Annotated in this window: 23 protein-coding genes; 10 read left to right on the forward strand and 13 right to left on the reverse strand. The window is 68.8% G+C overall.

The genetic code is table 11. From position 1 onward, the window contains the following. Positions 1 to 87: 87 nt before the first annotated feature. Positions 88 to 633, forward strand: a complete 546-nt coding sequence (locus tag ACE3P2_RS15610; RefSeq protein WP_374266099.1) for an NUDIX domain-containing protein — start codon at positions 88 to 90, stop codon at positions 631 to 633. A 3-nt stretch (positions 634 to 636) separates the two neighbouring features. On the opposite strand, the gene ACE3P2_RS15615 is transcribed toward ACE3P2_RS15610, so the two are convergent. The 7 genes from ACE3P2_RS15615 to ACE3P2_RS15645 form a co-directional block, all read right to left on the reverse strand. Beyond that, positions 637 to 1,290 (reverse strand): hypothetical protein, encoded by a 654-nt coding sequence (locus tag ACE3P2_RS15615; RefSeq protein WP_374266101.1) that lies wholly within the window; start codon positions 1,288 to 1,290, stop codon positions 637 to 639. Next, a complete protein-coding gene (locus tag ACE3P2_RS15620) occupies positions 1,287 to 2,495 on the reverse strand; it encodes a multidrug effflux MFS transporter (protein ID WP_374266103.1) in 1,209 nt (402 codons plus the stop codon). Before ACE3P2_RS15620 ends, ACE3P2_RS15615 begins: the two co-directional genes overlap by 4 nt. 40 nt (positions 2,496 to 2,535) lie before the next feature. Beyond that, positions 2,536 to 2,931: a hypothetical protein gene (locus ACE3P2_RS15625; RefSeq protein WP_374266105.1), complete on the reverse strand. Its 396-nt coding sequence runs from the start codon at positions 2,929 to 2,931 to the stop codon at positions 2,536 to 2,538. Between the two features lie 18 nt (positions 2,932 to 2,949). Then, positions 2,950 to 4,449 (reverse strand): YifB family Mg chelatase-like AAA ATPase, encoded by a 1,500-nt coding sequence (locus ACE3P2_RS15630; protein WP_374266107.1) that lies wholly within the window; start codon positions 4,447 to 4,449, stop codon positions 2,950 to 2,952. Between the two features lie 67 nt (positions 4,450 to 4,516). Further along, positions 4,517 to 5,773: a hypothetical protein gene (locus tag ACE3P2_RS15635; protein WP_374266109.1), complete on the reverse strand. Its 1,257-nt coding sequence runs from the start codon at positions 5,771 to 5,773 to the stop codon at positions 4,517 to 4,519. Between the two features lie 59 nt (positions 5,774 to 5,832). Continuing rightward, on the reverse strand, positions 5,833 to 6,408 hold the full coding sequence (locus ACE3P2_RS15640) for a YceI family protein (RefSeq protein WP_374266111.1): 576 nt from the start codon (positions 6,406 to 6,408) through the stop codon (positions 5,833 to 5,835). Between the two features lie 71 nt (positions 6,409 to 6,479). Further along, positions 6,480 to 6,737, reverse strand: coding sequence for an accessory factor UbiK family protein (locus ACE3P2_RS15645; protein ID WP_374266113.1), 258 nt, complete (start codon positions 6,735 to 6,737; stop codon positions 6,480 to 6,482). Between the two features lie 265 nt (positions 6,738 to 7,002). Here ACE3P2_RS15645 and ACE3P2_RS15650 point away from each other — a divergent pair, with 265 nt between their 5' ends. The 7 genes from ACE3P2_RS15650 to ACE3P2_RS15680 all read left to right on the forward strand — a co-directional run bounded on the left by ACE3P2_RS15650 (position 7,003) and on the right by ACE3P2_RS15680 (position 12,916). Then, complete coding sequence (locus ACE3P2_RS15650; RefSeq protein ID WP_374266115.1) at positions 7,003 to 7,755, forward strand: TorF family putative porin; 753 nt, start codon at positions 7,003 to 7,005, stop codon at positions 7,753 to 7,755. Between the two features lie 52 nt (positions 7,756 to 7,807). After that, positions 7,808 to 8,146, forward strand: a complete 339-nt coding sequence (glnK, locus tag ACE3P2_RS15655) for a P-II family nitrogen regulator (protein WP_374266117.1) — start codon at positions 7,808 to 7,810, stop codon at positions 8,144 to 8,146. A gap of 13 nt (positions 8,147 to 8,159) precedes the next feature. Next, the gene (gene amt / locus ACE3P2_RS15660) at positions 8,160 to 9,701 is read left to right on the forward strand and encodes an ammonium transporter (RefSeq protein WP_374266119.1); all 1,542 of its coding nucleotides are present in this window, start codon (positions 8,160 to 8,162) and stop codon (positions 9,699 to 9,701) included. Positions 9,702 to 9,857: 156 nt separating this feature from the next. Beyond that, a complete protein-coding gene (locus ACE3P2_RS15665; protein ID WP_374266121.1) occupies positions 9,858 to 10,334 on the forward strand; it encodes a hypothetical protein in 477 nt (158 codons plus the stop codon). A 118-nt stretch (positions 10,335 to 10,452) separates the two neighbouring features. Further along, complete coding sequence (trmA, locus tag ACE3P2_RS15670; RefSeq protein WP_374266123.1) at positions 10,453 to 11,562, forward strand: tRNA (uridine(54)-C5)-methyltransferase TrmA; 1,110 nt, start codon at positions 10,453 to 10,455, stop codon at positions 11,560 to 11,562. Further along, on the forward strand, positions 11,559 to 11,891 hold the full coding sequence (locus ACE3P2_RS15675) for a zinc ribbon domain-containing protein YjdM (protein ID WP_374266125.1): 333 nt from the start codon (positions 11,559 to 11,561) through the stop codon (positions 11,889 to 11,891). The genes trmA and ACE3P2_RS15675 overlap by 4 nt, the downstream gene beginning before the upstream one ends. Positions 11,892 to 11,899: 8 nt before the next feature. Beyond that, positions 11,900 to 12,916 carry a hypothetical protein gene (locus tag ACE3P2_RS15680; protein ID WP_374266127.1) on the forward strand — a complete coding sequence of 339 codons (1,017 nt, stop codon included), beginning with the start codon at positions 11,900 to 11,902 and terminating at the stop codon, positions 12,914 to 12,916. Between the two features lie 639 nt (positions 12,917 to 13,555). Here ACE3P2_RS15680 and purU read toward each other — a convergent pair. From purU to ACE3P2_RS15700, 4 genes are all read right to left on the reverse strand, one after another. Beyond that, positions 13,556 to 14,431 (reverse strand): formyltetrahydrofolate deformylase, encoded by an 876-nt coding sequence (gene purU / locus ACE3P2_RS15685; protein ID WP_374266143.1) that lies wholly within the window; start codon positions 14,429 to 14,431, stop codon positions 13,556 to 13,558. Positions 14,432 to 14,486: 55 nt separating this feature from the next. Further along, positions 14,487 to 15,095: a bifunctional phosphoserine phosphatase/homoserine phosphotransferase ThrH gene (thrH, locus tag ACE3P2_RS15690; RefSeq protein ID WP_374266129.1), complete on the reverse strand. Its 609-nt coding sequence runs from the start codon at positions 15,093 to 15,095 to the stop codon at positions 14,487 to 14,489. A 47-nt stretch (positions 15,096 to 15,142) separates the two neighbouring features. After that, positions 15,143 to 16,201: an SGNH/GDSL hydrolase family protein gene (locus ACE3P2_RS15695; RefSeq protein WP_374266131.1), complete on the reverse strand. Its 1,059-nt coding sequence runs from the start codon at positions 16,199 to 16,201 to the stop codon at positions 15,143 to 15,145. 67 nt (positions 16,202 to 16,268) lie between these two features. Further along, a complete protein-coding gene (locus tag ACE3P2_RS15700; protein WP_374266133.1) occupies positions 16,269 to 18,179 on the reverse strand; it encodes an ATP-binding cassette domain-containing protein in 1,911 nt (636 codons plus the stop codon). A gap of 70 nt (positions 18,180 to 18,249) precedes the next feature. Between ACE3P2_RS15700 and ACE3P2_RS15705 the strand changes: the two genes are divergently transcribed. Beyond that, positions 18,250 to 19,014, forward strand: coding sequence for a hypothetical protein (locus ACE3P2_RS15705; RefSeq protein WP_374266135.1), 765 nt, complete (start codon positions 18,250 to 18,252; stop codon positions 19,012 to 19,014). Positions 19,015 to 19,030: 16 nt separating this feature from the next. Here the strand turns inward: ACE3P2_RS15705 and ACE3P2_RS15710 are convergent, their stop codons facing one another. Next, positions 19,031 to 19,639 (reverse strand): 2-hydroxychromene-2-carboxylate isomerase, encoded by a 609-nt coding sequence (locus ACE3P2_RS15710; protein ID WP_374266137.1) that lies wholly within the window; start codon positions 19,637 to 19,639, stop codon positions 19,031 to 19,033. Positions 19,640 to 19,684: 45 nt separating this feature from the next. Then, entirely contained in the window at positions 19,685 to 20,062 is a 378-nt protein-coding gene (locus ACE3P2_RS15715; protein WP_374266139.1) for a hypothetical protein, read from the reverse strand. Positions 20,063 to 20,153: 91 nt separating this feature from the next. Between ACE3P2_RS15715 and ACE3P2_RS15720 the strand changes: the two genes are divergently transcribed. Beyond that, positions 20,154 to 21,422 carry an NYN domain-containing protein gene (locus ACE3P2_RS15720; protein ID WP_374266141.1) on the forward strand — a complete coding sequence of 423 codons (1,269 nt, stop codon included), beginning with the start codon at positions 20,154 to 20,156 and terminating at the stop codon, positions 21,420 to 21,422. The last annotated feature ends 78 nt before the right edge of the window (positions 21,423 to 21,500 follow it).

Here is a 21,500-nt window from a genome sequence, read left to right on the forward strand (position 1 = left end):
CGATTATGCCGCAGGCGCGGTGCGCTGCTGGTCAGAGGGGAGCGGGAATGCGATCCTTCGGGCTTTCGTCCTTGCCCGGAGTTGCCCATGAAAGATCCCCTCCACGAAGAACAACTCGCCTCCGAACCGGTTTTCCAGGGCCGTATGCTGAAGGTGTTCCGCGACGACGTGAGGCTGCCCGACGGCAGCGTCGGGGTGCGCGAGTACGTCAAGCATCCGGGTGCGGTGGTGGTGATTCCGCTGTGCGCCGACGGCCGGTTGATCTTCGAGCGGCAGTTCCGCTATCCGCTGGGGCGGGCCTTTCTCGAACTGCCGGCGGGCAAGATCGACCCGGGCGAGGACATCCTCGCCTGTGCCCGGCGCGAACTCCAGGAAGAAACCGGCTACGCCGGCGACGACTGGGCGCATCTGGGCGTGATGCACCCGTGCATCGGCTATTCGGATGAGCGCATCGAGATCTTCATGGCGACCGGCCTGCGTCACGTGGGACACGCCTGGGATGAGGGCGAGTTCCTGGAGATCACCTACCTCACCCTGGCCGAGGCGCGTGCAGCGGTGTTCGACGGGCGCATCACCGACGCCAAGACCATCACCGCGTTGTACTGGGCCGAACGGGCGCTCGACGGGCGCTGAGTCTCAGCGGCGGCGCGGCGTGGCCAGCAGGCCCGCCATGCAGGCGTGGAGCATCGCGGCGTTGATGAGGTGCCAGCCCAGGTGGGTGCCCAGGGGCCACGCCGCGCACACCCGCATGTCGATGGCCCGGCAGATCAGGCTCAGCACGAACAGCGCGGCGGCCCGGTTCAGCCAGCGGGCCGTGGTGGCGGCGCGGGCGCGCACCCGGGCGGCGCAGTACAGCAGCAGCGCGAACGGCGGAAGGTAGATTTCCGAGCCGTTGATGGGGAGCGGCGGCAGCAGTCGGGTGGCGCCCACGAATCCGCCCGCGGCCAGCAGGAACAACGCGACGCCGCCCCAGGCGGCCCGCTCGCCGCGCCCCAGGAGGCGGACCTGGAAGCGCTGGAAATACACCACCACGAAAATCGCGATGAAGCCGATGTCGAGCAGCGCCGCCCAGCGCGTCGCGACGGTGTGGAACACCAGGCTGCCCAGGCCGACGGCCGCGATCAGCCCGATCAGCAGCCGCGTGTCGCGGGCGCCGCCGCGTCCGGCCCGCTGCCACAGCAGCAGCGCCACCGCCAGGAAGGCGAGGTTGCTGAGGGCGTTCGCGGGTTCGGACCACAGCTCGGGGCCGGTGCGCTCGCAGTAAACGTCGATGTGTTCGTGCCAGTTCATGGGGTTGCTCCGGCGTGGCGGTGGAAGCGCAGCCACCACAGCGCGGCAAAGCCGAGCCCGACGGCGAGGTTGGCCACCATGCCGGCGGCGAGGCCTTGCACCGAACCCCACAGGGCCGGCGCCACGATGCCGGCGGTGAGCGAACCGACCAGCATCTGCAGGAAGCTCTGGCAGCTCGCGGCGAGCCCGCGGTGGGTCGGGAAGTGGTCGAGGGCGAGCAGGGTGAGGCTGGGCATCGCCACGGCCATGCCGAAGGTGTAGAGCATGACCGGCAGCACCGACTGGGGCAGGCCCGGCGGCAGGGTGTGGGCGACGGCCAGGTTGAGCGCCGCCGCGGTCACCATGATCGCCAGCGCGATGGCGATGGTGCGCGCGGGGGTGAGCCGGCCGGCGAGGCGGGCGGAGGTGGCCGAGCCGAGCATCATGCCGCTGACGGTGGGGATGAAGAACCAGCCGAAGCCCGTTTCGGGCAGGCCCAGGTGCTGGATCAGGAACACCGGGGCCGACAGCACGTAGAGGAAGAAGCCGTTGAAGTTGAAGCTCACCGCGAAGGTCAGCATCAGGAAACCGGGCGAGGTGAACGCGCTCCCGTAGCGCCGCGCCAGCGGGCCAGGGTGGAGCGGATGGCGGGCTTCGGGCGGGAGGGTCTCGGGCAGCTTCCAGATCGTGAGCGCGGCAAGCACCAACCCCAGCAGGGCCAGAAAGACGAACACCGCGCGCCAGCCGAAGGCGCTGAAGATCCAGCCGCCGAGGATCGGGGCGAGCGCCGGGCCGAGGGCGAAAGCCATGCTCACGTGGCTCATCAGGCGTTGGGCGGCCGGGCCTTCGTGGAGGTCGCGCACCACGGCGCGCCCGACCACCATCCCGGCGCCGGCGCTCATGCCCTGCAACGCGCGGCCGATCAGCAGCACCTCGATGCTGCCGGCGAACACGCACAGCACCGACGCCGCCGCGAACAGCAGCATCGACACGACGATCACCCGCTTGCGTCCGAGGGCGTCGGAGATGGCGCCGTGCCACAGCACCATCACCGCCATCGGCAGCATGTAGGCGGTGAGGGTCTGCTGGGTCTGGACGGCGCTGGCGCCCAGATCGGTGCCGATGGCGTGCAGGGCCGGGAGATAGGTGTCGATCGAGAATGGACCGACGGTGGCGAGCGCCGCAAGCAGCGCCGCCAGTTGGATGTAAGGCATGGGGGCTTTCATGGCCGGGGTGGCGTTCGACACCCCGGGGGCGGCGGGGTTCTTACTCGACGGCCTGGACCTTGCTCACGAAGTAGCCGGTTTCGCCGAAGCAGGTGGACGGGATGCCGAGGTGCTGCTCGTAGCTGATGGCGACGCGCTTGCCCATGACGGCGTTGATGTCGGCGGCGACTTTGTCGTCGCGCACGGTGAACTGGAAGATTTCGGGCAGGCTGCCGGGAATCGCGACGATCGCCAGCTCCCCTTCCCAGGTCTTGCACAGCCAGCCCTTCTGGGAAAACTTCTGGACGTAACCGGCGCGCTCGCCCGACGAGTAACTCCAGCTCAGCACCAGCCAGGTGTAGGCCGCGGCCAGCGCGGCCAGCAGAACGATGAAGCCGATGAACCAGGCCAGCCAGTTCTTGGCGCGGGGCGCGCCGGCGGAGGGAGTCGATGCCACGGTGATGCTCCTGCAGGATTAGACGAATTCGGTGAGGCCGCGACGGCTCTGGATGGCTTCGGCGACATGGGCGGCCTGGATGCCGGCGGCTTCTTGCATGTCGGCGATTGTACGCGCGACTTTCAGGATGCGATGGTAGCCGCGGGCCGACAGGCGCAGGCGTTCGACGGCGGTGCTTAACAGTTTGTGACCTGCGGCGTCGGGCTGACACCAGCGCTCGATCTCGGCACCGGCGAGGCGGGCGTTGGGCTTGCCCTGGCGGACCTGCTGGATCGCCCAGGCGCGGGCGACCCGTTCGCGCACCGGGGCCGAGGCTTCGCCCGTCGGCGCCGCCTGCAGGTCGGTGACCGGCAGGGCCGGTACTTCGAGGAGCAGGTCGATGCGGTCGAGGAGCGGGCCGGAGAGCTTGCCCCGATAGCGCGCGACCTGGTCGGGCGTGCACCGGCAGCGGCCGTCCGGGTGGCCGTGGTAGCCGCAGGGGCATGGATTCATCGCGCAGATCAGCTGGAAGCGGGCCGGGAACTCGGCCCGGCGGGCGGCGCGGGAAATCGTGATGTGGCCGGTTTCGAGGGGCTCGCGCAGGGCTTCGAGGACGCGGCGGTCGAACTCGGGCAGCTCGTCGAGGAACAGCACGCCGTGGTGGGCGAGGCTGATCTCGCCCGGCCGCGGCGTGCTGCCGCCGCCTACCAGCGCGGCGGTGGACGCCGAGTGGTGCGGCGCGCGGATCGGGCGGATACCCCAGCGTTCGGGACGGAAGCTGCCCTCGACCGAATGCACCGCGGCGCTCTCGAGGGCTTCGGTGTCGTCCATCGGCGGCAGCAGACCGGGCAGGCGCTGGGCGAGCATCGACTTGCCGGTGCCCGGCGGGCCGTAAAACAGCAGCGAATGCTGACCGCTGGCGGCGACTTCGAGGGCGCGCCGGGCCTGGACCTGGCCTTTGACGTCGGCCAGGTCGGGGTAGTCCGGTGACTGGGCGAGGGGCGCGCCGGCGTAGGCGGCGATGGCGGTGTGCCCGCACAGATGGGCGGCCACCGCGAGCAGGCTGGGCGCCGGCAGGATGGTGAGGTCGCGCACCAGGGCGGCTTCGGCGGCATTGGCGGCTGGGAGGATCAGCACCCGGCCGCGTTCGGCGGCCTGGCGCGCCAGGGCGAGGGCGCCGCGCACCGGGCGCAGCTCGCCGGAGAGCGACAGTTCGCCGGCGAATTCGTAGTCGCCGAGCCGGTCGGCGGGGATCTGACCGGAGGCGGCGAGGATGCCGAGGGCGATCGGCAGGTCGAAGCAGCCGCCTTCCTTGGGCAGGTCGGCGGGGGCCAGGTTGACGGTGATGCGACGCTGGGGAAATTCGAACTGGCCGGTTTGCAGCGCGGCGCGCACCCGGTCGCGGGCTTCACGTACTTCCACGTCGGGCAGACCGACCAGGGTGAAGGCGGGCAGGCCGTTGGCGAGGTGAACCTCGACGCTGACTTCGGGGGCGGCGAGGCCGACGAGGGCGCGGCTGCTGAGGACGGCCAGGCTCATGATGATTTCCGCATAAAAGGCGGAGTTTACCGGGCGGCTCTGTAAATTCCTACAGCGGCGTGCGGGTTCAGCGCCCGACCGGCAGGGTCAGCTGGGGGCCGGGGCCGGTCTTGCCGGCGAGTTCGAGGCGCGACAGCTCGACCAGCAGCGAAAACGTGGACTTGGTGTCCTGGTCGGCCTCATCCACGTAGAACCACTGGCCCTTGTAGCGCACCGCGACGTGGGCGGTGGTCGGGCGTTCGGCGCTGCTCTTCACGTGGAACAGGTCGCGCATGATCTCGTGCCAGTCGTATTCGCGGCCGGCGGCGTCGCGGGTGACGGTGGCGAGGCCGCGGGCGCGGTGCTCGGGCGGCACGTCCACGCCGTGGCTCACGTAGTACAGCGCCTGCAGCAGCGAGCGGGTCTCCAGATCGAGGCTGGTGGCGCCGCCTCGGGGCAGGGCCGAGCGGAAGGGAATCAGGGCTTCCTGGGTGATCTTCAGTTCGGTGGCGCCTGGGCGCAGGTGGAAGGCGTCCTCGAAGGCGCGCATCTCGGGTGCGTTGATCTCGTCCGGGTCGAGGCGCATCACCGGCACGCTGACCTTGCGGATCAGCCGCCAGCCGCGGCCGCCAGGCGTGGGTCGGTATTCGAGACCGTGCTTGGTGGCTTCGAGGAGGTCGGCGGCGGAGACGGCGCCCGCCGGGAGCGAGCCGCCGACCTGTTCCTCCTGCTCGGCCAGGCCAAACACGATGGCGCCCCGGTCCTGCAGGGCCTGGAGGGCGGCGACGCCGCGCAGGAAATCGCTTACCGGCGGTGCCTGGCGCGGCGTGGGGCCGCTGGCGGTCTGGGCGTTGGGCACCCAGTTGAGGTTTTCGAGGTAGAGCCGGAAGACCTTGGAGATCGGCCAGGTGGTCTTGGCCAGGTAGATCACGCCGTCGAGCGGCAGCGGGGTGAACAGCTTGCGGGTGAAATCCTGGTCGTCGAGCGGGGTGAGGCTGATCGTCGGGCGGTCGGCGATCATCGCCTGGGCCTGGGGCAGCACCGCGCTGAAGCTGGCGCGGCTGGCGTCGCCGCCCACGGCGGCAAAGAAGGGCAGCAGGCCGACGCTCTGGCTGCGCTCGAACTGGGCGGCGATGGCCGACACCGCGAGGCTGCTGGGCGTGTCGGTGTAGCGCAGGCGCACGATGTTGAGGAGGAGCTGCTCTTCGGTGGTGCGCTTGACCACCTCGTTGTATTGCAGGCGGGCGTCGTCGAGGCTGGCCGGGCCGAGGCTGGCGCAGCCGCCGAGCGCGAAGCCCAGGCAGGCGGCTAGCGCCAGGCGACCGAGGGGGACGCGAAGCATCATGGCGCGGGACGGGAAGACGGAGCCCGCAGCGTGAGCGCCGCGGGTTACAGCCGTGCGGCTCATTCCTTGAAGGCTTCGACCGCGATCAGCAGGCGCACGTCGTCGCCCACCGACGGGATGTACTTGGTCATCCCGAACGCCGAGCGCTGGAGGGTGCCGCTCAGGTCGGCGCCGCAGGTCTCGCGCTTGTTGAGCGGGTGGGGCGCGCAGCGGAAGCGGTTGATGGCGAGGCTCAGCGGGCGAGTGACGCCGAGCAGGGTGAGCTGGCCTTCGGCGGCCACCGGGCGGGCGCCGTCGAAGACGATGCGTTCGGCCTTGAAGGTGATCGCCGGATGCTCGGCGGTGTTGAAGTAGTTCTCGCCGCGCATGTTCTCGCTCCACTTGGCGAAGCCCATGTCGATCGACGCGGCGTCGATGCTCACGTCCACCGCGCCCTGGCGGGCGTCGAGGTCGAGCACGATGCGCCCGGCGGTCTTGTTGAAGCGGCCGCGCTGGGTCGAGAAGCCCAGGTGATCCACCTCGAACACCGGGAAGGTGTGGTTGGGGTCGATGGTGTAGCCCACCGGCGCGGCGAAAGCGGGGGCGGCCAGGGCGAGGGCGAGCAGCAGAGGGGCGGCGAGGCGGGGGGCGGTCATGGCGTCTCCGGCGTGGCGGGCACAAGGAAGAGGGCGCCGTGGCGCCCTCCGGGTCAGTCGGGGCGGACGGCTTATTCGGCGGCGGGCGGGCGGCTCGCCAGCTCCGCCTCGAGGCGGGCGACGCGATGTTCCAGGTCGGCGAGCTTTTCGCGGGTACGGGCGAGCACCTCACGCTGCACCTCGAATTCCTCGCGGGTCACCAGATCGAGCTTCGAGAAGCCGCTGGCGAGCAGCGCGCGGGCGTTCTTTTCGAGATCCTTGGCGGGGCTGTTGGCGAGGAGTTCGGAGACTTTGGCACCGATGTCGTCGAGGATTTTCGGATTGGTCATGGCTGCGTTCCTCACGGGGAAAAGATAAAAGCGGGTCGATGTCGAGTTTAGCACCGGGACGGGGCACCGGCTTGGACCGCCTCCTGCACCAAAACTGCGCCCCCGAATGGTGCATGATTCCAAACTGGTGCGTCCGGAAGAATTCTTGCGATGCAGCAAAAATCGATTCCTTGATCCAGTTCAATGTTTTTAAAGCATTTTTCGAACTGGCACGTGGTTTGCTAAATCGAAATCACCAAACTTTGACCACCAGGAGATTCCCATCATGCGCAAGACCGTCATTGCTTCCGCCCTGATCGCCGCCGGCGCTGTCCTGCCGACCCTCGCTGTGGCCGACGAAGCCGCTCCGGCGCCGGAGCACACCTACACCAGCAACGTCACGGTGGCCTCCGAGTACATCTACCGCGGCATCGGCCAGACCAACCGCAAGCCGGCCATCCAGGGCGGTTTCGACTACGCGCATTCGAGCGGCCTGTACCTGGGCACCTGGGGTTCGAACGTGTCGTGGCTGGCCGATTCCGACCCGAAGATCAGCAGCAGCCTGGAGTGGGATTTCTACGGCGGTTACAAGAACACCATCGGCGACTTCGGTTACGACGTCGGTCTGCTGCAGTATTTCTACCCGGGTTCCGGCTACGGCAACAACCCGAACACCCTCGAAGGCTATGTCGCCGGTTCGTGGACCTTCCTGACCCTGAAGTATTCCCACGCCTTCTCCGACCTGTTCGGCTGGGTGGGCTCGAAGAATTCCGGCTATCTCGACCTTTCCGCCACCTACGAAGTCGTGCCGACCGTGAACCTGGTCGCCCACGTGGGTCGCCAGAAGGTCAGCGGCAGCACCTCCGGCGGTGCCAGCTACACCGACTGGAAGGTCGGCGTGACCAAGGACTTCAGCGGCACCGTGGTCGGCCTGAGCTACATCGACACCAACGCTTCCGAGGCCTGGTACACCAACCCCACCTCGAACAAGGACATGGGCAAGGGCCGCGTGCTGCTCTCCGTGACCCGCACCTTCTAATTTCCGCTAACGCGCGGCGGCCCCGGCGGGCCGCCCGGCAGAGGACCCCAAAATGAAACTCGTTACCGCCATCATCAAACCCTTCAAGCTCGACGAAGTCCGCGAGGCCCTGTCCGCCATCGGCGTGCAAGGCATCACCGTGACCGAGGTGAAGGGTTTCGGCCGCCAGAAGGGCCACACCGAGCTGTACCGTGGCGCGGAATACGTGGTCGATTTCCTGCCCAAGGTGAAGATCGAGGCGGCGGTCAATACCGCCATCCTGGATCAGGTCATCGAAGCCATCGAAAAGGCTGCCAGCACCGGCAAGATCGGCGACGGCAAGATCTTCGTGTTCGACCTCGAACAAGCCATCCGCATCCGTACCGGCGAGTCCGGTGCCGACGCGCTGTAAGGAGCGGGCCATCATGAAAAAACTCTTCGCAGCCCTGCTGGCCACCGTGGCGGTCAGCTTTGCGGGCTCTGCGCTGGCCCAGGACAAGGCCGAGGCGCCTGCCGCCGCGCCCGCCGTGACCGCGCCGGCCCCCGCTGCCGACGCCAAGCCCGCCGAAGTCCCGGTTGCCGCCAAGGTCGCCGAGGCGCCCGCTGCCGAGGCCAAGCCGGCCGAAGCCGCCCCTGCCGAAGCCGCCCCGGCGCCCGTCCCCAACAAGGGCGACAACGCCTGGCTGCTGGTCTCCACGGCCTTCGTGATCCTGATGTCGATCCCCGGCCTGGCCCTGTTCTACGGTGGCCTGGTGCGCGCCAAGAACATGCTGTCGGTACTCCTGCAGGTGTTCTCGGTGTTCTCGCTGATCAGCGTGCTGTGGGTGCTGTACGGCTACTCCATCGCCTTCACCGAGGGCAGCGCCTTCTTCGGCGGGCTCGACAAGGTCTTCCTGAAGGGCATCACCCCCGACTCGATCGCCGCCACCTTCACCAAGGGCGTGGTCATCTCCGAGTTCATCTACGTGGCCTTCCAGGGCGCCTTCGCGGCGATCACCGTGGGCCTGATCCTCGGCGCCTTCGCCGAGCGCATCAAGTTCTCGGCCGTGCTGCTGTTCTCGGTGATCTGGTTCACCTTCAGCTACCTGCCGATCGCCCACATGGTCTGGTTCTGGGCGGGCCCGGATGCCTACACCTCCGCCGAAGCGGCCGACGCCGCCAACGCGACGGCCGGCTTCCTGTTCCAGAAGGGCGCCCTCGACTTCGCCGGCGGCACCGTGGTGCATATCAACGCCGCCGTGGCCGGCCTGGTCGGTGCCTTCATGATCGGCAAGCGCATCGGTTTCGGTCGTGAATCCTTCGCGCCGCACAGCCTGACCCTGACCATCGTCGGTGCCGCGCTGCTGTGGGTGGGCTGGTTCGGCTTCAACGCCGGCTCCGCCCTCGAAGCCAACGGCGTTGCCGCCCTGGCCTTCGTGAATACCTGGGTCGCCACCGCCGCCGCCGCCTTCTCCTGGCTGATGGCCGAGTGGATCATCAAGGGCAAGCCGAGCGGCCTCGGCGCTGCGTCCGGTGCGGTGGCCGGCCTCGTGGCGATCACCCCGGCGGCGGGCTTCGTCGGCGTGGTGGGCGCGGTGGTCATGGGCCTGCTGGCCGGTGTCGTGTGCCTGTGGGGCGTCAATGGCCTGAAGCGCATGATCGGCGCGGACGACTCCCTCGACGTGTTCGGCGTGCATGGCGTCGGCGGCATCCTCGGCGCCATCCTGACCGGCGTGTTCGCGGCCCCGTCCCTCGGCGGCTCCGGCATCTGGGACTACGTGGCCAACAAGGTCGCCGACGGCTACTCCATCGCCGACCAGGTCATCACCCAGGCCACCGCCGTCGGCATCACCATCGTGTGGTCCGCCGTCGTCGCCTTCATCGCCTACAAGCTGGTGGACATGTTCATCGGCCTGCGGGTGCCCGAAGACGAAGAGCGCGAAGGCCTCGACATCACCTCCCACGGCGAAAGCGCCTATCACCAGTAAGCGGCTTTCGACCCGCAGTCCCCGCGAACGGGCGCCTTCGGGCGCCCGTTTTGCGTGGTGGGGGATGCAAGGCCGCCACGGTGCGCGACAACCTGCTAGTCTGCGGCGTTTTTCCCTTCGATGGACGCGGGCCGGTTCCGGCGCGGCCGACACACCATGGACAAGTACGAACAGTTCAAGATCGAGCAGGACAGCCTGCTCAAGGCGCTGGCCGAGAACGGCCCCAGCGAGAACCTGATGCACCGCATGCAGGCCCTCTACAAGGATGCCTGCGCGGTCATCGCCCTCGGCCCATGCACCGCCGTGGAGCGCGACCCCGCCGACGCGGGCCGCGAATACGCCGACGAGCAGGACTTCGCCGCCTACGTCGAGGCCTACGTGATCGCCGTGCAGAGCGGCGAGCTGGCGCGCATCTTCAACATGGAGTCATGGGGTCGGGTGGCTTTCGAGTATGAGACGGTGGACGTGGACGGCCGGCTGTGCCCCGGCGTGCGGGCGAGCTGGAGCAACAAGATCGCCTTCCTGGCCGGCGGCAAGGACGGCGCCTTCGACGCCCAGCTCGACGTGATGGCCGAAGCCCTCGCCGAGCGGCTCGGCGCCCGGTGGTATCGCTGGCAGGTGCGGCTGGTCTGACCCCCGGGGGGGCGGCGATGGTGCGTTTTCCCTTGTCCCGCCGACAAGCGTATATTCCGGGCCTCGTCTCCCACCCTCATCCCTGATCGGTCCGACCGCGTGCCGGGCCGTGCGTGACATGCCCCTGCCCAGCTTCGACCCCGCCGACTACGGCGCCCAGCTCGCCGCCAAGGTGGCGCGCTACAAGGCCGATTTTGCCGCCTTCGGCCTGCCCGACCCCGCCGTCTTCGAATCCGCCCCGCAGGCCTACCGGCTGCGCGCCGAGTTTCGCATGTGGCACGACGGCGCGCGGGTCGACTACGCGATGTTCGACCCCGCCGATCCGAAGCGCGTCCTCACCCTCGACGCCTTCCCGCCGGCCGCCCCGCCGATCGCCGCCGCGATGCCGGTGCTGCGCGAGCGCCTGATGGCCAGCGAGCCCCTCAAGCGCAAGATCTTCCAGGTGGAGTTCCTCGCCACGCTTTCCGGCGAGCTGATGATCAGCCTGGTCTATCACCGCCCGCTCGACGACGCCTGGCAGGCCGCCGCCGAGGCCCTGGCCGCCGACATGGGCGTGCAGCTCATCGGCCGCAGCCGCAAGCAGAAGATCGTCATCGGCCGCGACTGGCTGCGGGAGGAATTCGAGCTCGACGGCCGCCAGCTCAAATACAAGCAGGTCGAAGGCAGCTTCACCCAGCCCAACGGCGGCGTGAATCGCCAGATGCTCGGCTGGGCCCGCGCCCAGGCAGCCGGCATCGGCGGCGACCTGCTGGAGCTGTATTGCGGCAACGGTAACTTCACCATCGCCCTGGCGCCGCTGTTCGGCCGCGTGCTGGCCACCGAGATGAGCAAGCCTTCGGTCCATGCCGCCCATTTCAACCTCGAAACCAACGGCGTCACCAACGTGACGATGGTGCGCATGGCCAGCGAGGAGATCAGCGACGCGCTGGCCGGCGGCCGCGAATACCGCCGCATGAAGGGCGTCGATCTGGCGGGCTACGCGTTTTCCACGCTCTTCGTCGATCCACCCCGCAGCGGCCTCGACGCCGGCACCGTGGCGCTGGCCCGGGGCTTCGAGCACGTCCTGTACATCTCCTGCAATCCCAATACCTTGCAGGAAAACGTCGCGGCGCTCCACGACACCCACGAGATCGCCGCCGCCGCGGCCTTCGACCAGTTTCCCTACACCCATCACCTCGAGTGCGGCCTGCTGCTCAAGCGCCGCGCCACCGCCAAGGAACACCCATGAGCAGCCTGCCCAAGTGCCCCCAATGTTCGTCCGAGTACACCTACGAGGACGGCGACAATTTCGTCTGCCCCGAATGCGCCCATGAGTGGCCGAAGGTTGCGCCCGTCGAGGCGGCCAAGGTGGTGCGCGACGCCAACGGCAACGTGCTGCAGGACGGCGACAGCGTCACCGTCATCAAGGATCTGAAGGTCAAGGGCTCGTCCTCGGTGGTCAAGGTTGGCACCAAGGTCAAGAACATCCGTCTGGTGGATGGCGACCACGACATCGACTGCAAGATCGACGGCTTCGGCGCGATGCAGCTCAAGTCGGAGTTCGTCAAGAAAGCCTGAACGCCGCGATGGGCCTGCTCGACTGGCTGTTCGGCGCGCCCCGCGGGGCGTGCGCCGGTGACGCCCGCCGCGACGAGGCGCTCGCGCAGCTCATCGACGCCGTCGACCCGCGCCTGCGCCTCGTCGGCACGGCGCGCGAGCGCTTGTGCCCGGCCGTCGCCACCGCGCTCGACTACGCCGACGGCGTCGCGGCCAGCCTCGCCCCTTGCGTGGACACCCGTCCGGCCGCCTGGGCCGCAAGCCCGGTGCTGCGCGCCTTCTTCGTGCGTCCGGCCGACGTGGCCGAGACCCTCGCCACCAGCCAGGATCTGCAGGATTTCCTCGCCTCGCCGGTCGCTATCGACGTGGCCCAGGTGTATTGCGTGATCGCTGCCACCCGCAGCGAGCAGACCGTGCTCGGCCCCGCGCTCGACGGGGACATCCTGCGCCAGGACGTGCAGCAGACGGCCGTCAGCTTCCGGCACTTCCGGCTGTTCGCGTTCTCGGCCAGCGATGGGGCGATGCGCCGTCGGGTCGCTGACATCGTGCTCGAAGGGCTGGTGCTCGCCGCCCTGCGTCGGGTGGCCGAACGGCAGCAGGAGGGCGAGCGCCTGGCCTTCGCCCAGCGCTTGCTGGCGGGCCGCCTGCAACTCATCGAACAAAGCCGCGCCGGCCTCGACGCCCTCGAGCCGGATTCCTGGCGCGGGCGCGACATCGACAGCCTGCGCGCCCGCCTGGCCGCCAACTCGGCCGAGCTGCACGCCCTCGAGGCGGCCGGCAACGGCCTCGAGGCCACGCTGCAAGCGCTGGTGAACACCCTGTCGGCGCCCGACGCGGTGATCCACGCCGAATCCCTGCAGCTCTCCCTCGACGCGATGAACATCGTCGTGCCCTCCGACAGCCCCGGCGCCCGCCCGGTGCCGCTGCTGGAGTTCTCCACCGCCACCCCCGGCGCCTCGCGCCGGGTGGCCTTCGCCGCCAGCTTCCCCCGCGATCTCGTTGCCGAACGGCGGCTCGACTGGGATGCCGGGATGCGGATGCTGTAGGTCACGGCAGGCGCGCATCGCATAGCGATGCCGCCCGGACGGCGAAGCGTCAGCCTTGGGGCGGATCAGGACCGCCAGCGTGCCGGCCACGCCACGCATCTTGTCGATCCCATCGCTCGTGGGGCGCGGCCCATGCTTCATGGGATGCCGCCCATGCTTCATGGAGCCGGCTAGATGGCTCATCTTTTTCATCCCATCGCTTATCTTTTGTAAAAGATAAGCGATGGTGCGCCGCCCATGCTTCTCATGATAGTCAAGATGACTGATGGGGCGCGCTCCGGTAAGGATCTAGACTATCGTGTAAGCGATCTTTTTCCCTACGCCGGGGTAGAGGTGGCGCATAAGTGTCCGGGGCAGGCGTCGTGGCGCGTCCAGCCACGGCCCGTCAGGCAACAAAAAGCCGGCCTCGCGGGCCGGCTCAAAATGCTGTGTCTGTCGCTGTGGATCAACTCAATACGCTCGACAACCTCGTCCGGCGAGCCCGAGCCACCGAGGCCACGCAATGCATCAAGCAGCGGGCCGAAGTAACGAACGAATTGAGAGCCTTCCTCTTTCCTCTTTCCTCTTTCGAGTCATGGGGCTGGCTTATGCTAGGCGCCTTGGAGCACGGCTGAGTGAAGGGGCGATTGGGGTTTCGGCTCAGCGGAACACCACCGTCTTGTTGCCATGCACCAGCACCCGGTCTTCCAGGTGGTAGCGCAGGCCGCGGGCCAGCACGGCTTTCTCGATGTCCTTGCCGTAGCGGACCATGTCCTCGACGGAGTCGGAGTGGTCGATGCGGATCACGTCCTGCTCGATGATCGGGCCCTGGTCGAGCTCGGCGGTGACGTAATGGCAGGTTGCGCCGATCAGCTTGACGCCCTTGGCGTAGGCCTGGTGGTAGGGCTTGGCGCCGACGAAGCTGGGCAGGAAGCTGTGGTGGATGTTGATGATCTTGCCCGGGTGGGCGGCGCACAGTTCGGGCGACAGGATCTGCATGTAGCGCGCCAGCACCATCGTGTCGCCGTGGGATTCCTCGAACAGGCGCTGAACCTCGGCGTAGGCCTGGGCCTTGTTGTCGGCGGTGACCGGCACGTGGTGGAACGGGATGCCGTGCCACTCCACGAAGCCGCGGAAGGTTTCGTGGTTGGAGATCACGCAGGGAATCTCGATGTCCAGCTCCTTCGACTGCCAGCGGGCGAGCAGGTCGTAGAGGCAGTGCTCCTGCTTGGAGACGAGGATCACGACGCGCTTCTTGACCGCGGAGTCGGTGATCTTCCAGTCCATGTCGAGCTCTTCGGCGATCGGGCGGAAGCGTTCGCGGAACTCGGTGAGCATGAAGGGCAGCGAGTCGGCGCGAATCTCGATGCGCATGAAGTAGCGGCCGCGGTGGGCGGCGTCCTCGGCGGGCTCGGCGTGGAGGGCGGTTTCGAGAATCCAGCCCTTGTGCTCGGCGATGAAGCCGGAGACCTTGGCGACGATGCCGGTGCGGTCCGGGCACGAGGCGGAGAGGGTGTAGAAGCGTTCGCGGTGCATGATGGCGGGGCGGCCGGCGCCGGCCACGAAGGCCGTGCCGGCGCGACAGGAAGGGTCAGATGCGGGCGGAGGCGGCGCGGATCTGGGCCATCAGGCCGCTGTACTCGCGCTCGACGGGGAACTGCGGGAACTCGGCGATGACGTTGTCCGGGGCGCGGAACAGGATGCCGGCGTGGGCTTCCTTGAGCATCGCGGTGTCGTTGTACGAGTCGCCGGCGGCGATGACCTTGAAGTTGATTTCCTTGAAGCGCTGCACGGCTTCCTTCTTCTGGTTGGCCATGCGCAGGTGGTAGTTCACCAGGTAGCCCTCGGTGTCGGCTTCGAGCTTGTGGCAGAACAGCGTGGGCATGCCCAGCTGCTGCATCAGCGGCATCGCGAACTCGTAGAAGGTGTCGGACAGGATGATGACCTGGAACTGCTGGCGCAGTTCGTCGAGGAAATCCTTGGCGCCGGGTTCGGGGCCCATCTCGGAGATGACTTTCTGGATGTCGGGCAGGCCGAGCTTGTGCTGCTTGAGCAGACCCAGGCGGTACTTCATCAGCTTGTCGTAATCCGGCTCGTCGCGGGTGGTGCGACGCAGTTCGGGAATGCCGGTGCGTTCGGCGAATTCGATCCAGATTTCGGGGACGAGGACACCTTCGAGGTCGAGACAGACGAGTTGCACGGCGGGAAGCTCCAGATTACGACGGTTGATTTGGCGAAAGCGCGATTCTAGCAAACAGACTGCTGCGGCTTTTGCCGAATGCGTCGCGAATTGCAAGCTGTTGCACCCAGGCCGGCGAGCAGCAGGGCGAGGCTGCCGGGTTCGGGGATGTGCTGGAGCATGGCCTGGGCGAGCAGGGCGTGGCCGGCGGCGGTGGGGTGGATGCCGTCCCAGAACAGGTAGCTGTCGGGGTTGGCGCAGATGCTGCCGCCACCGTTGAAATTGAGATCGTCGCCGGTGTAGCAGCGCTCGGTGACGTTGCTGAAGCCGAAGGCGGCGGGGTCGGCGACCACCTCGGCGAGGAAACCGGCGGTGTCGAAGTCGAGGATGTCGAGGCCGGCCCGGCGGCGGCTGTCGATGAGGGTGGCGAGCCCGTTGTTGAGGGCGCGGGTGAGGCCGCTGCCGGCGGCCACTGCGGCGGGGCCCCGTTCGGCCAGGCGCGGTACGAGGCCGATGTCGGGGGCGTTGGGCACGAAGAAGTGCTCGGCGCCGGCCGCGGCGAGGCTGTCGATGATGAGGCCCAGGTCGCCGAGGGTCTTGCCGATGGTCTGGGCGGTGCCGTCGGCGCGGGGGCGGCCGGTGAGGATGTCCTGTAGGTTGTTGGCGCCGCCCCACACCACGTAGAGGGCGTTGGGGTCGAGGCTGGGGTGATCGGCGAGCAGGGCGTCGCGCTGCTGGAGCAGGCCCTTGAAGTCGGGGATGACCGGGTTGTAGAGCTGGTTGTCGGTGCGGGCGCCGCCGTAGGCGTAGTCGGTGCCGCCGTCGAGGGACGCGACGGCGGTGAAGCCGAAGGCGCCGGCGAAGGTGTCGATCCAGATCGGGCCGTTGCTGGCGCGGCCGGGGGCGTAGGCGGACGGGGTGCCCGGCGCCGGCAGGCCGAGGATGGGCAGCGGCACGCCGCCGTTGGCGGCGACGATCGGGGCGTAGGCCGCTTCGATGTTGCCCACGTCCGACAGGCTGTCGCCGAGCACGTAGATCTGCGAGTAGCCCGCCGAGGCGAGGGTGGGCAAGGCAAGGCCGGCGGCAAGGGCGAGCCGGCGCAGGGTGGTCCCGATCGGGGTGGGCATCGTGGCGCTCTCCGGGTGGCTGGAAAATGCGCGCAGGATACCCGATGCGGGAGTGCGGTGGTTCGCGTCAGTCGGATGGAATGGCGTCGAGGGCTTCGTGGAGTTCGAGCCAGCGCAGCTCGGCTTCGTCGATCTTGTCGGTGAGTTCGGCCTGGCGCTTGAGGAGCTTGGGCACCTCGCCGGCGTCTGGGCCGGTGTAGAGCGCCGGGTCGGCGAGGCGCTCGTCGAGTTTGGCCTTCTCGGCGTTCCAGGGGGTGAGCTTCTTGTCGAGCTGTTCGAGTTCCTTCAGCAGCGGGCGGCGGGCGGCGAGGCGGGCCTGGCGGTCGGCGGCGGCGGCTTCACGCTCGGCCTTGCGACTGGCCTTGTCGGCGGCTTTGTCGGGGCACTGGGCGGCGGCCGCGTCGGCGCTCTTGCGCTGGGCGAGCCAGGCCTTGTAGTCGTCGAGGTCGCCGTCGAAGGGTTGCAGGCGGCCGTCGTCCACCAGCAGGAAGCGGTCGCAGGTGGCGCGCAGCAGGGCCCGGTCGTGGGACACGATGACCATCCCGCCCTCGTAATCCTGCAGCGCCAGGGTGAGGGCGTGGCGCATCTCCAGGTCGAGGTGGTTGGTGGGCTCGTCGAGCAGCAGCAGGTTGGGTTTGCCCCAGATCAGCAGGGCCAGGGCGAGGCGGGATTTCTCGCCGCCCGAGAACGGGCCGCAGGGCGTGGTGGCCATGTCGCCGCGGAAGTCGAAGCCGCCGATGTAGTCGCGCAGTTCCTGCTCGCGGGTCTGCGGGTCGAGGCGCAGCATGTGCTGTAGTGGCGACTCGTCGGGGCGCAGGCTCTCGAGGGCGTGCTGGGCGAAGTAGCCCATTTGCAGACCCTTGCCTTCGCGGCGCTCGCCGGCGGTGGGTTTGAGGCTGCCGGCGAGGAGCTTGATGAGCGTCGATTTGCCGGCGCCGTTGCGCCCGAGCAGGCCGATGCGCTCGCCCGGGCGGATGGTGAGCTTCATGCCGGCGAGGATCGGCTTGTCCACATAGCCGGCGGCGGCGTCCTCGAGCTGCAGCAGCGGGTCGGGGGCGGCGCCGCAGTCGCGGAAGCTGAAGCTGAACGGGTTGTCGATGTGGGCCGCGGCGATGGTTTCCATCCGCTCCAGGGCCTTGATGCGGCTCTGGGCCTGGCGGGCCTTAGTGGCCTGGGCGCGGAAGCGGTCCACGTACTTCTGCAGGTGGGCGCGCTCGCGCTGCTGCTTCTCGAACATCGCCTGCTGCTGGGACAGGCGCTCGGCGCGCTGGCGCTCGAAGTTGGAGTAGCCGCCGGTGTAGAGCGTGAGCTGCTGCTGTTCGATGTGGGCGATCTGATTGACCACCGCGTCGAGGAAGTCGCGGTCGTGGGAGATCAGCACCAGGGTGCCGCGATAGTCGCCGAGCCATTGTTCGAGCCAGATCACCGCGTCGAGGTCGAGGTGGTTGGTGGGCTCGTCGAGGAGCAGCAGGTCGGAGCGGCACATCAGCGCCTGGGCGAGGTTGAGGCGCATCCGCCAGCCGCCCGAGAAATCGGCCACCGGGCGCTCCATGTCGGCACCCGAGAAGCCCAGGCCGTCGAGCAGCGCGGCGGCACGGGCGCGGGCGGCGTAACCGCCGATCTCCTGCAGGCGGCCGTGGAGGTGGCCGATCTCCTCGCCGTCGTGGGCGGCCTCGGCCTGCGCCAGCGCGGCTTCGATGCGGCGCAGCTCGGCGTCGCCGTCGAGGGTGTATTCGATGGCCGGGCGGGCGAGGGCCGGGGTTTCCTGGGCCACGTGGGCGATGGTCCAGGCGGCGGGAATCTCCAGGTCGCCGGCGTCCTGGTGCAGGTCGCCGCGCAGCAGCGCGAACAGGCTCGACTTGCCGCAGCCGTTGGCGCCGGTGAGGCCGACCTTCCAGCCGGGGTGGATCTGCAGGCTGGCGCCTTCGATGAGGGTTTTGACGCCGCGGGCGAGGCGCAGGTTACGGAACTGGATCACGAGAGCGGAGGAAAGAGTGCGGCAAATCCGGTATTGTAAGCGGTCCTGTTGTCCACCGCCCCGCCGTACCATGCGACTGCCCGCTTCCGCTCCGTGCCTTGCGCTGTTTCTTGCCCTGCTGCCTTCCGCCGTACCCGCGGCCGATGCGCCGGCCGACGTGCCGGATGGCGAGGTGGCTCGCGTCGCCCGCATGCACGACGAGGCGAAGACGATCCGCGAAACCGCCGAGGCGCGCTTCATCGACGAGCAGATCGACTGCTACAAGCGCTTCCTGGTCAATCGCTGCCTTGACCAGGCCAGGGAACGCCGGGTGCAGGACATTCGACGGGCTCGAGAACTCGACCTGGACGCCAGCCGCATCGAGCTCGCCGAGAAGAATCGCAAGTACGCCGAGCGCAAGGCCGACGAAGCCGCCAACGCGCCGCAGCAGGCCGTCGAGCGTGCCGAGAACGAGGCCCGCAACCGCGCCGAGACCGAGGAGCGTCTGCGCCGCCTGTCCGAAAAGGACGCCGAGCGCATCCGCACCGAGCAGGAAGCCAAGTCGCGCGGCTTGCGCGAGGCCGAGGCCCGCAGTCGTCACGAGGCCAGCGAGGCCCAGCGCCGCGCCGAGGAGGCCGCCGCCGCGGCCCAGCGTGCCGAGCAGGCCCGCAGCGACAAGGCCGATTACGAGGAGCGGGCCCGGAAGAACGCCGAGAAGAAGGCCGAAAAGGCCGCCAAGGCAGCCGAGCAGGCCGGCACCGACCGAGCCGCCTACGAGGAGCGCGCCCGCCAGAACGCCGAGAAAAAAGCCGCGAAGGCCGCCGACAAGCCGGCCGAGGCGCCCAAGCCCCAGTAAGGCCGGCCGCCGCGGGTCAGCCGCCCGGCTGGCGCACCCAGGCCAGGGCGTCCTCGAGGCGGTCGTTGCCCCAGAACAGCTCGCCGTCCGGCGTGACGAAGCTCGGTGCGCCGAACAGGCCCAGCTCGGTGGCCTTTTCGGTCTGGCGGCGCAGGGCGAGCTTGTTGGCTTCGCCGGTGGCCTCGGCCAGCAAGGCGTCGGCGGGCAGGCCCAGCCCGGCGAGGAGCGCGCGGATCACCGCGGGGTCGGTGATGTCGCGGTCGTCGGCGAAGTTGGCGTGCATCATTGCCCGGGCGAAATCGCCGATCCACGGCGCTTCGGCGCCCAGCAGGGCGACCCGCGCGGCGAGCAGGCCGCTGCGTGGAAACTTCGACGGCACCTGGAAGGGCAACCCGTAGCGGGTGGCCAGTCGTGCCAGATCGCGCCACATGTAGCGCCCCTTGGGCGGGTAGATGTTGAACGGCGAATCGTTCCAGCCCAGCGACAGGAACACCGGCCCGAGCAGGAAGGGCCGCCAGCGGATCGTCACGCCGGCCTCGCGGGCCAGGGGCTCGATGCGCATCACCGCCAGATAGGAATACGAACTGGCGAACTCGAACCAGAAATCCAGGGTCGGGGGTGTCATGGGCGGCTCCGCAGGACGGGGGGATGCACCCAGTCTAGCACCCCGTCAGGCGGCCGGCGTCCGGGGCGGCGCGTTGTCGAGCATCCGCTCGCACTCCACCATCAGCGCCTTGCCGATCTCCGATTCGTAGTTCGGATCGAGGGCTTCCATCATCTCGTGCACCGTGAACAGCCCGGCCTCGCGCGACAGCCCGGCCGCCACCTGGCGCGCGAGCTGATCGGACAGGTCGGACAGATGCTGGCGCTCGTCGAGGGGCAGGCTGCGTCCGGTGCGCGCCAGCCAGTCGGCGCAAAGACTGGCGCCCTGGGCCTCGGTGGGCCAGATGGCGTGTTCGTACCAGATCGACAGCCGCTCGGCGACGAGGGCGAAGATCAGGGCGATGCGGGTGCCACGGGCATCGGCGGGTGGCGGTGCGCGGTGCATGGCGGGGGGACTCCGGTTCGGCGGGGAGCGAAAGCTAACACGCCGCCGCCATTGCGAGTAAGCTGCCTGCGCCGACAGACCGGAGAAAACCATGGCCGCACCTTCCGAAACCACCAGCATGGCGTTGTTCTGCGACTTCGAGAACGTCGCCCTCGGCGTGCGCGACGCCAAGTACGAGAAGTTCGACATCAAGCTGGTGCTCGAGCGCCTGCTGCTCAAGGGCAGCATCGTCGTCAAGAAGGCCTACTGCGACTGGGAGCGTTACAAAGGCTTCAAGGCCACCATGCACGAGGCCAACTTCGAGCTGATCGAGATTCCCCACGTGCGCCAGTCGGGCAAGAACTCCGCCGACATCCGTCTGGTGGTGGACGCGCTCGATCTTTGCTACACCAAGAGCCACGTCAATACCTTCGTCATCATCTCGGGCGATTCGGACTTCTCGCCGCTGGTGTCGAAGCTGCGCGAGAACGCCAAGCAGGTGATCGGCGTGGGGGTCAAGCAATCGACCTCCGACCTGCTCATCGCCAACTGCGACGAGTTCATCTTTTACGACGACCTGGTGCGCGAGACCCAGCGCGCCGCGGCCCGCCGCGAGCCGAAGGACGCCCAGCCGGCACGCCGCGCCGACGACGACAAGCCGCGCCGCGAGGACGTGGATGCGCGCCGCACCAAGGGCATCGAGATCGCGGTGCAGACCTTCGATGCGCTGATCGCCGAAAAGGGCGACACCGGCAAGATCTGGGCGTCGGTGCTGAAGGAGGCGATCAAGCGCCGCAAGCCCGATTTCAGCGAGACCCGCTACGGCTTCCGCAGCTTCGGCGCGCTGCTGGAGGAGGCCCACGGCCGCGGTCTGCTGGAGTTCGGCCGCGACGAGAAGTCCGGCGCCTACGTCTATCGCAGCTCGTCCTCGCGGGTCGAGCCGCCGCTGCCGGAGTCGCCGCCGGCGATCGAGGTGGTCGAGGTGGTCGTCCCCGCGCCCGCCGAGGCGACTCGCGTGGAAACCAAGCCGGAAGGTCGGCGCAAACGCACCGGCGGCAAGAAGGCCGCGCGACCGCAGCCCGAGATGGTGCAGGTCGCCGAACCCGCTGCGCCGGTCGTGGAGACGGTGCCGGCCGTTGAGGCCATTGCACCCGAACCCGCGCCGCGGCGCGCCCGTAACCCGCGGACGCCCATCGCCGAGGCCGTCGCACAGCCCGCCGAGGAGGCGCCGGCCAAGCCCAAGCGCAGCCGCCGCAAACCGGCTGTCGACGCAGTGCTTCCGCCGGTCGTGGAGGCCTCGGCCGCAACGGCGGACGAGGCGCCGGCCGGCGATATCGCCAAGCCGACCCGCCGCCGTCGCGCCCGCAAGAGCGAGGCGTAGGCGATGGCGGCTGCCTCGCCCCGCGTCCTGCTCGTCACTGGCGCCGCGCGCGGCATCGGTGCTGCGGTGGCCCGGCTG

Source organism: Zoogloea sp. (assembly GCF_041911615.1).
In the GTDB taxonomy this organism is placed as follows: Bacteria; Pseudomonadota; Gammaproteobacteria; order Burkholderiales; family Rhodocyclaceae; genus Zoogloea.

What these genes read in the sequence shown, in the direction of transcription:
- ACE3P2_RS15610 (WP_374266099.1), top strand. Translation starts at nt 88, where the DNA reads ATGAAAGATCCCCTCCACGAAGAACAACTCGCCTCCGAACCGGTTTTC.
- ACE3P2_RS15675 (WP_374266125.1), top strand. Translation starts at nt 11,559, where the DNA reads ATGAGCAGCCTGCCCAAGTGCCCCCAATGTTCGTCCGAGTACACCTAC.
- ACE3P2_RS15640 (WP_374266111.1), bottom strand. Translation starts at nt 6,408, where the DNA reads ATGACCGCCCCCCGCCTCGCCGCCCCTCTGCTGCTCGCCCTCGCCCTG.
- glnK (WP_374266117.1), top strand. Translation starts at nt 7,808, where the DNA reads ATGAAACTCGTTACCGCCATCATCAAACCCTTCAAGCTCGACGAAGTC.
- purU (WP_374266143.1), bottom strand. Translation starts at nt 14,431, where the DNA reads ATGCACCGCGAACGCTTCTACACCCTCTCCGCCTCGTGCCCGGACCGC.
- ACE3P2_RS15695 (WP_374266131.1), bottom strand. Translation starts at nt 16,201, where the DNA reads ATGCCCACCCCGATCGGGACCACCCTGCGCCGGCTCGCCCTTGCCGCC.
- ACE3P2_RS15620 (WP_374266103.1), bottom strand. Translation starts at nt 2,495, where the DNA reads ATGAAAGCCCCCATGCCTTACATCCAACTGGCGGCGCTGCTTGCGGCG.
- ACE3P2_RS15635 (WP_374266109.1), bottom strand. Translation starts at nt 5,773, where the DNA reads ATGATGCTTCGCGTCCCCCTCGGTCGCCTGGCGCTAGCCGCCTGCCTG.
- amt (WP_374266119.1), top strand. Translation starts at nt 8,160, where the DNA reads ATGAAAAAACTCTTCGCAGCCCTGCTGGCCACCGTGGCGGTCAGCTTT.
- ACE3P2_RS15715 (WP_374266139.1), bottom strand. Translation starts at nt 20,062, where the DNA reads ATGCACCGCGCACCGCCACCCGCCGATGCCCGTGGCACCCGCATCGCC.
- ACE3P2_RS15705 (WP_374266135.1), top strand. Translation starts at nt 18,250, where the DNA reads ATGCGACTGCCCGCTTCCGCTCCGTGCCTTGCGCTGTTTCTTGCCCTG.
- ACE3P2_RS15615 (WP_374266101.1), bottom strand. Translation starts at nt 1,290, where the DNA reads ATGAACTGGCACGAACACATCGACGTTTACTGCGAGCGCACCGGCCCC.
- ACE3P2_RS15680 (WP_374266127.1), top strand. Translation starts at nt 11,900, where the DNA reads ATGGGCCTGCTCGACTGGCTGTTCGGCGCGCCCCGCGGGGCGTGCGCC.
- ACE3P2_RS15645 (WP_374266113.1), bottom strand. Translation starts at nt 6,737, where the DNA reads ATGACCAATCCGAAAATCCTCGACGACATCGGTGCCAAAGTCTCCGAA.
- ACE3P2_RS15720 (WP_374266141.1), top strand. Translation starts at nt 20,154, where the DNA reads ATGGCCGCACCTTCCGAAACCACCAGCATGGCGTTGTTCTGCGACTTC.
- ACE3P2_RS15710 (WP_374266137.1), bottom strand. Translation starts at nt 19,639, where the DNA reads ATGACACCCCCGACCCTGGATTTCTGGTTCGAGTTCGCCAGTTCGTAT.
- ACE3P2_RS15630 (WP_374266107.1), bottom strand. Translation starts at nt 4,449, where the DNA reads ATGAGCCTGGCCGTCCTCAGCAGCCGCGCCCTCGTCGGCCTCGCCGCC.
- trmA (WP_374266123.1), top strand. Translation starts at nt 10,453, where the DNA reads ATGCCCCTGCCCAGCTTCGACCCCGCCGACTACGGCGCCCAGCTCGCC.
- ACE3P2_RS15665 (WP_374266121.1), top strand. Translation starts at nt 9,858, where the DNA reads ATGGACAAGTACGAACAGTTCAAGATCGAGCAGGACAGCCTGCTCAAG.
- ACE3P2_RS15650 (WP_374266115.1), top strand. Translation starts at nt 7,003, where the DNA reads ATGCGCAAGACCGTCATTGCTTCCGCCCTGATCGCCGCCGGCGCTGTC.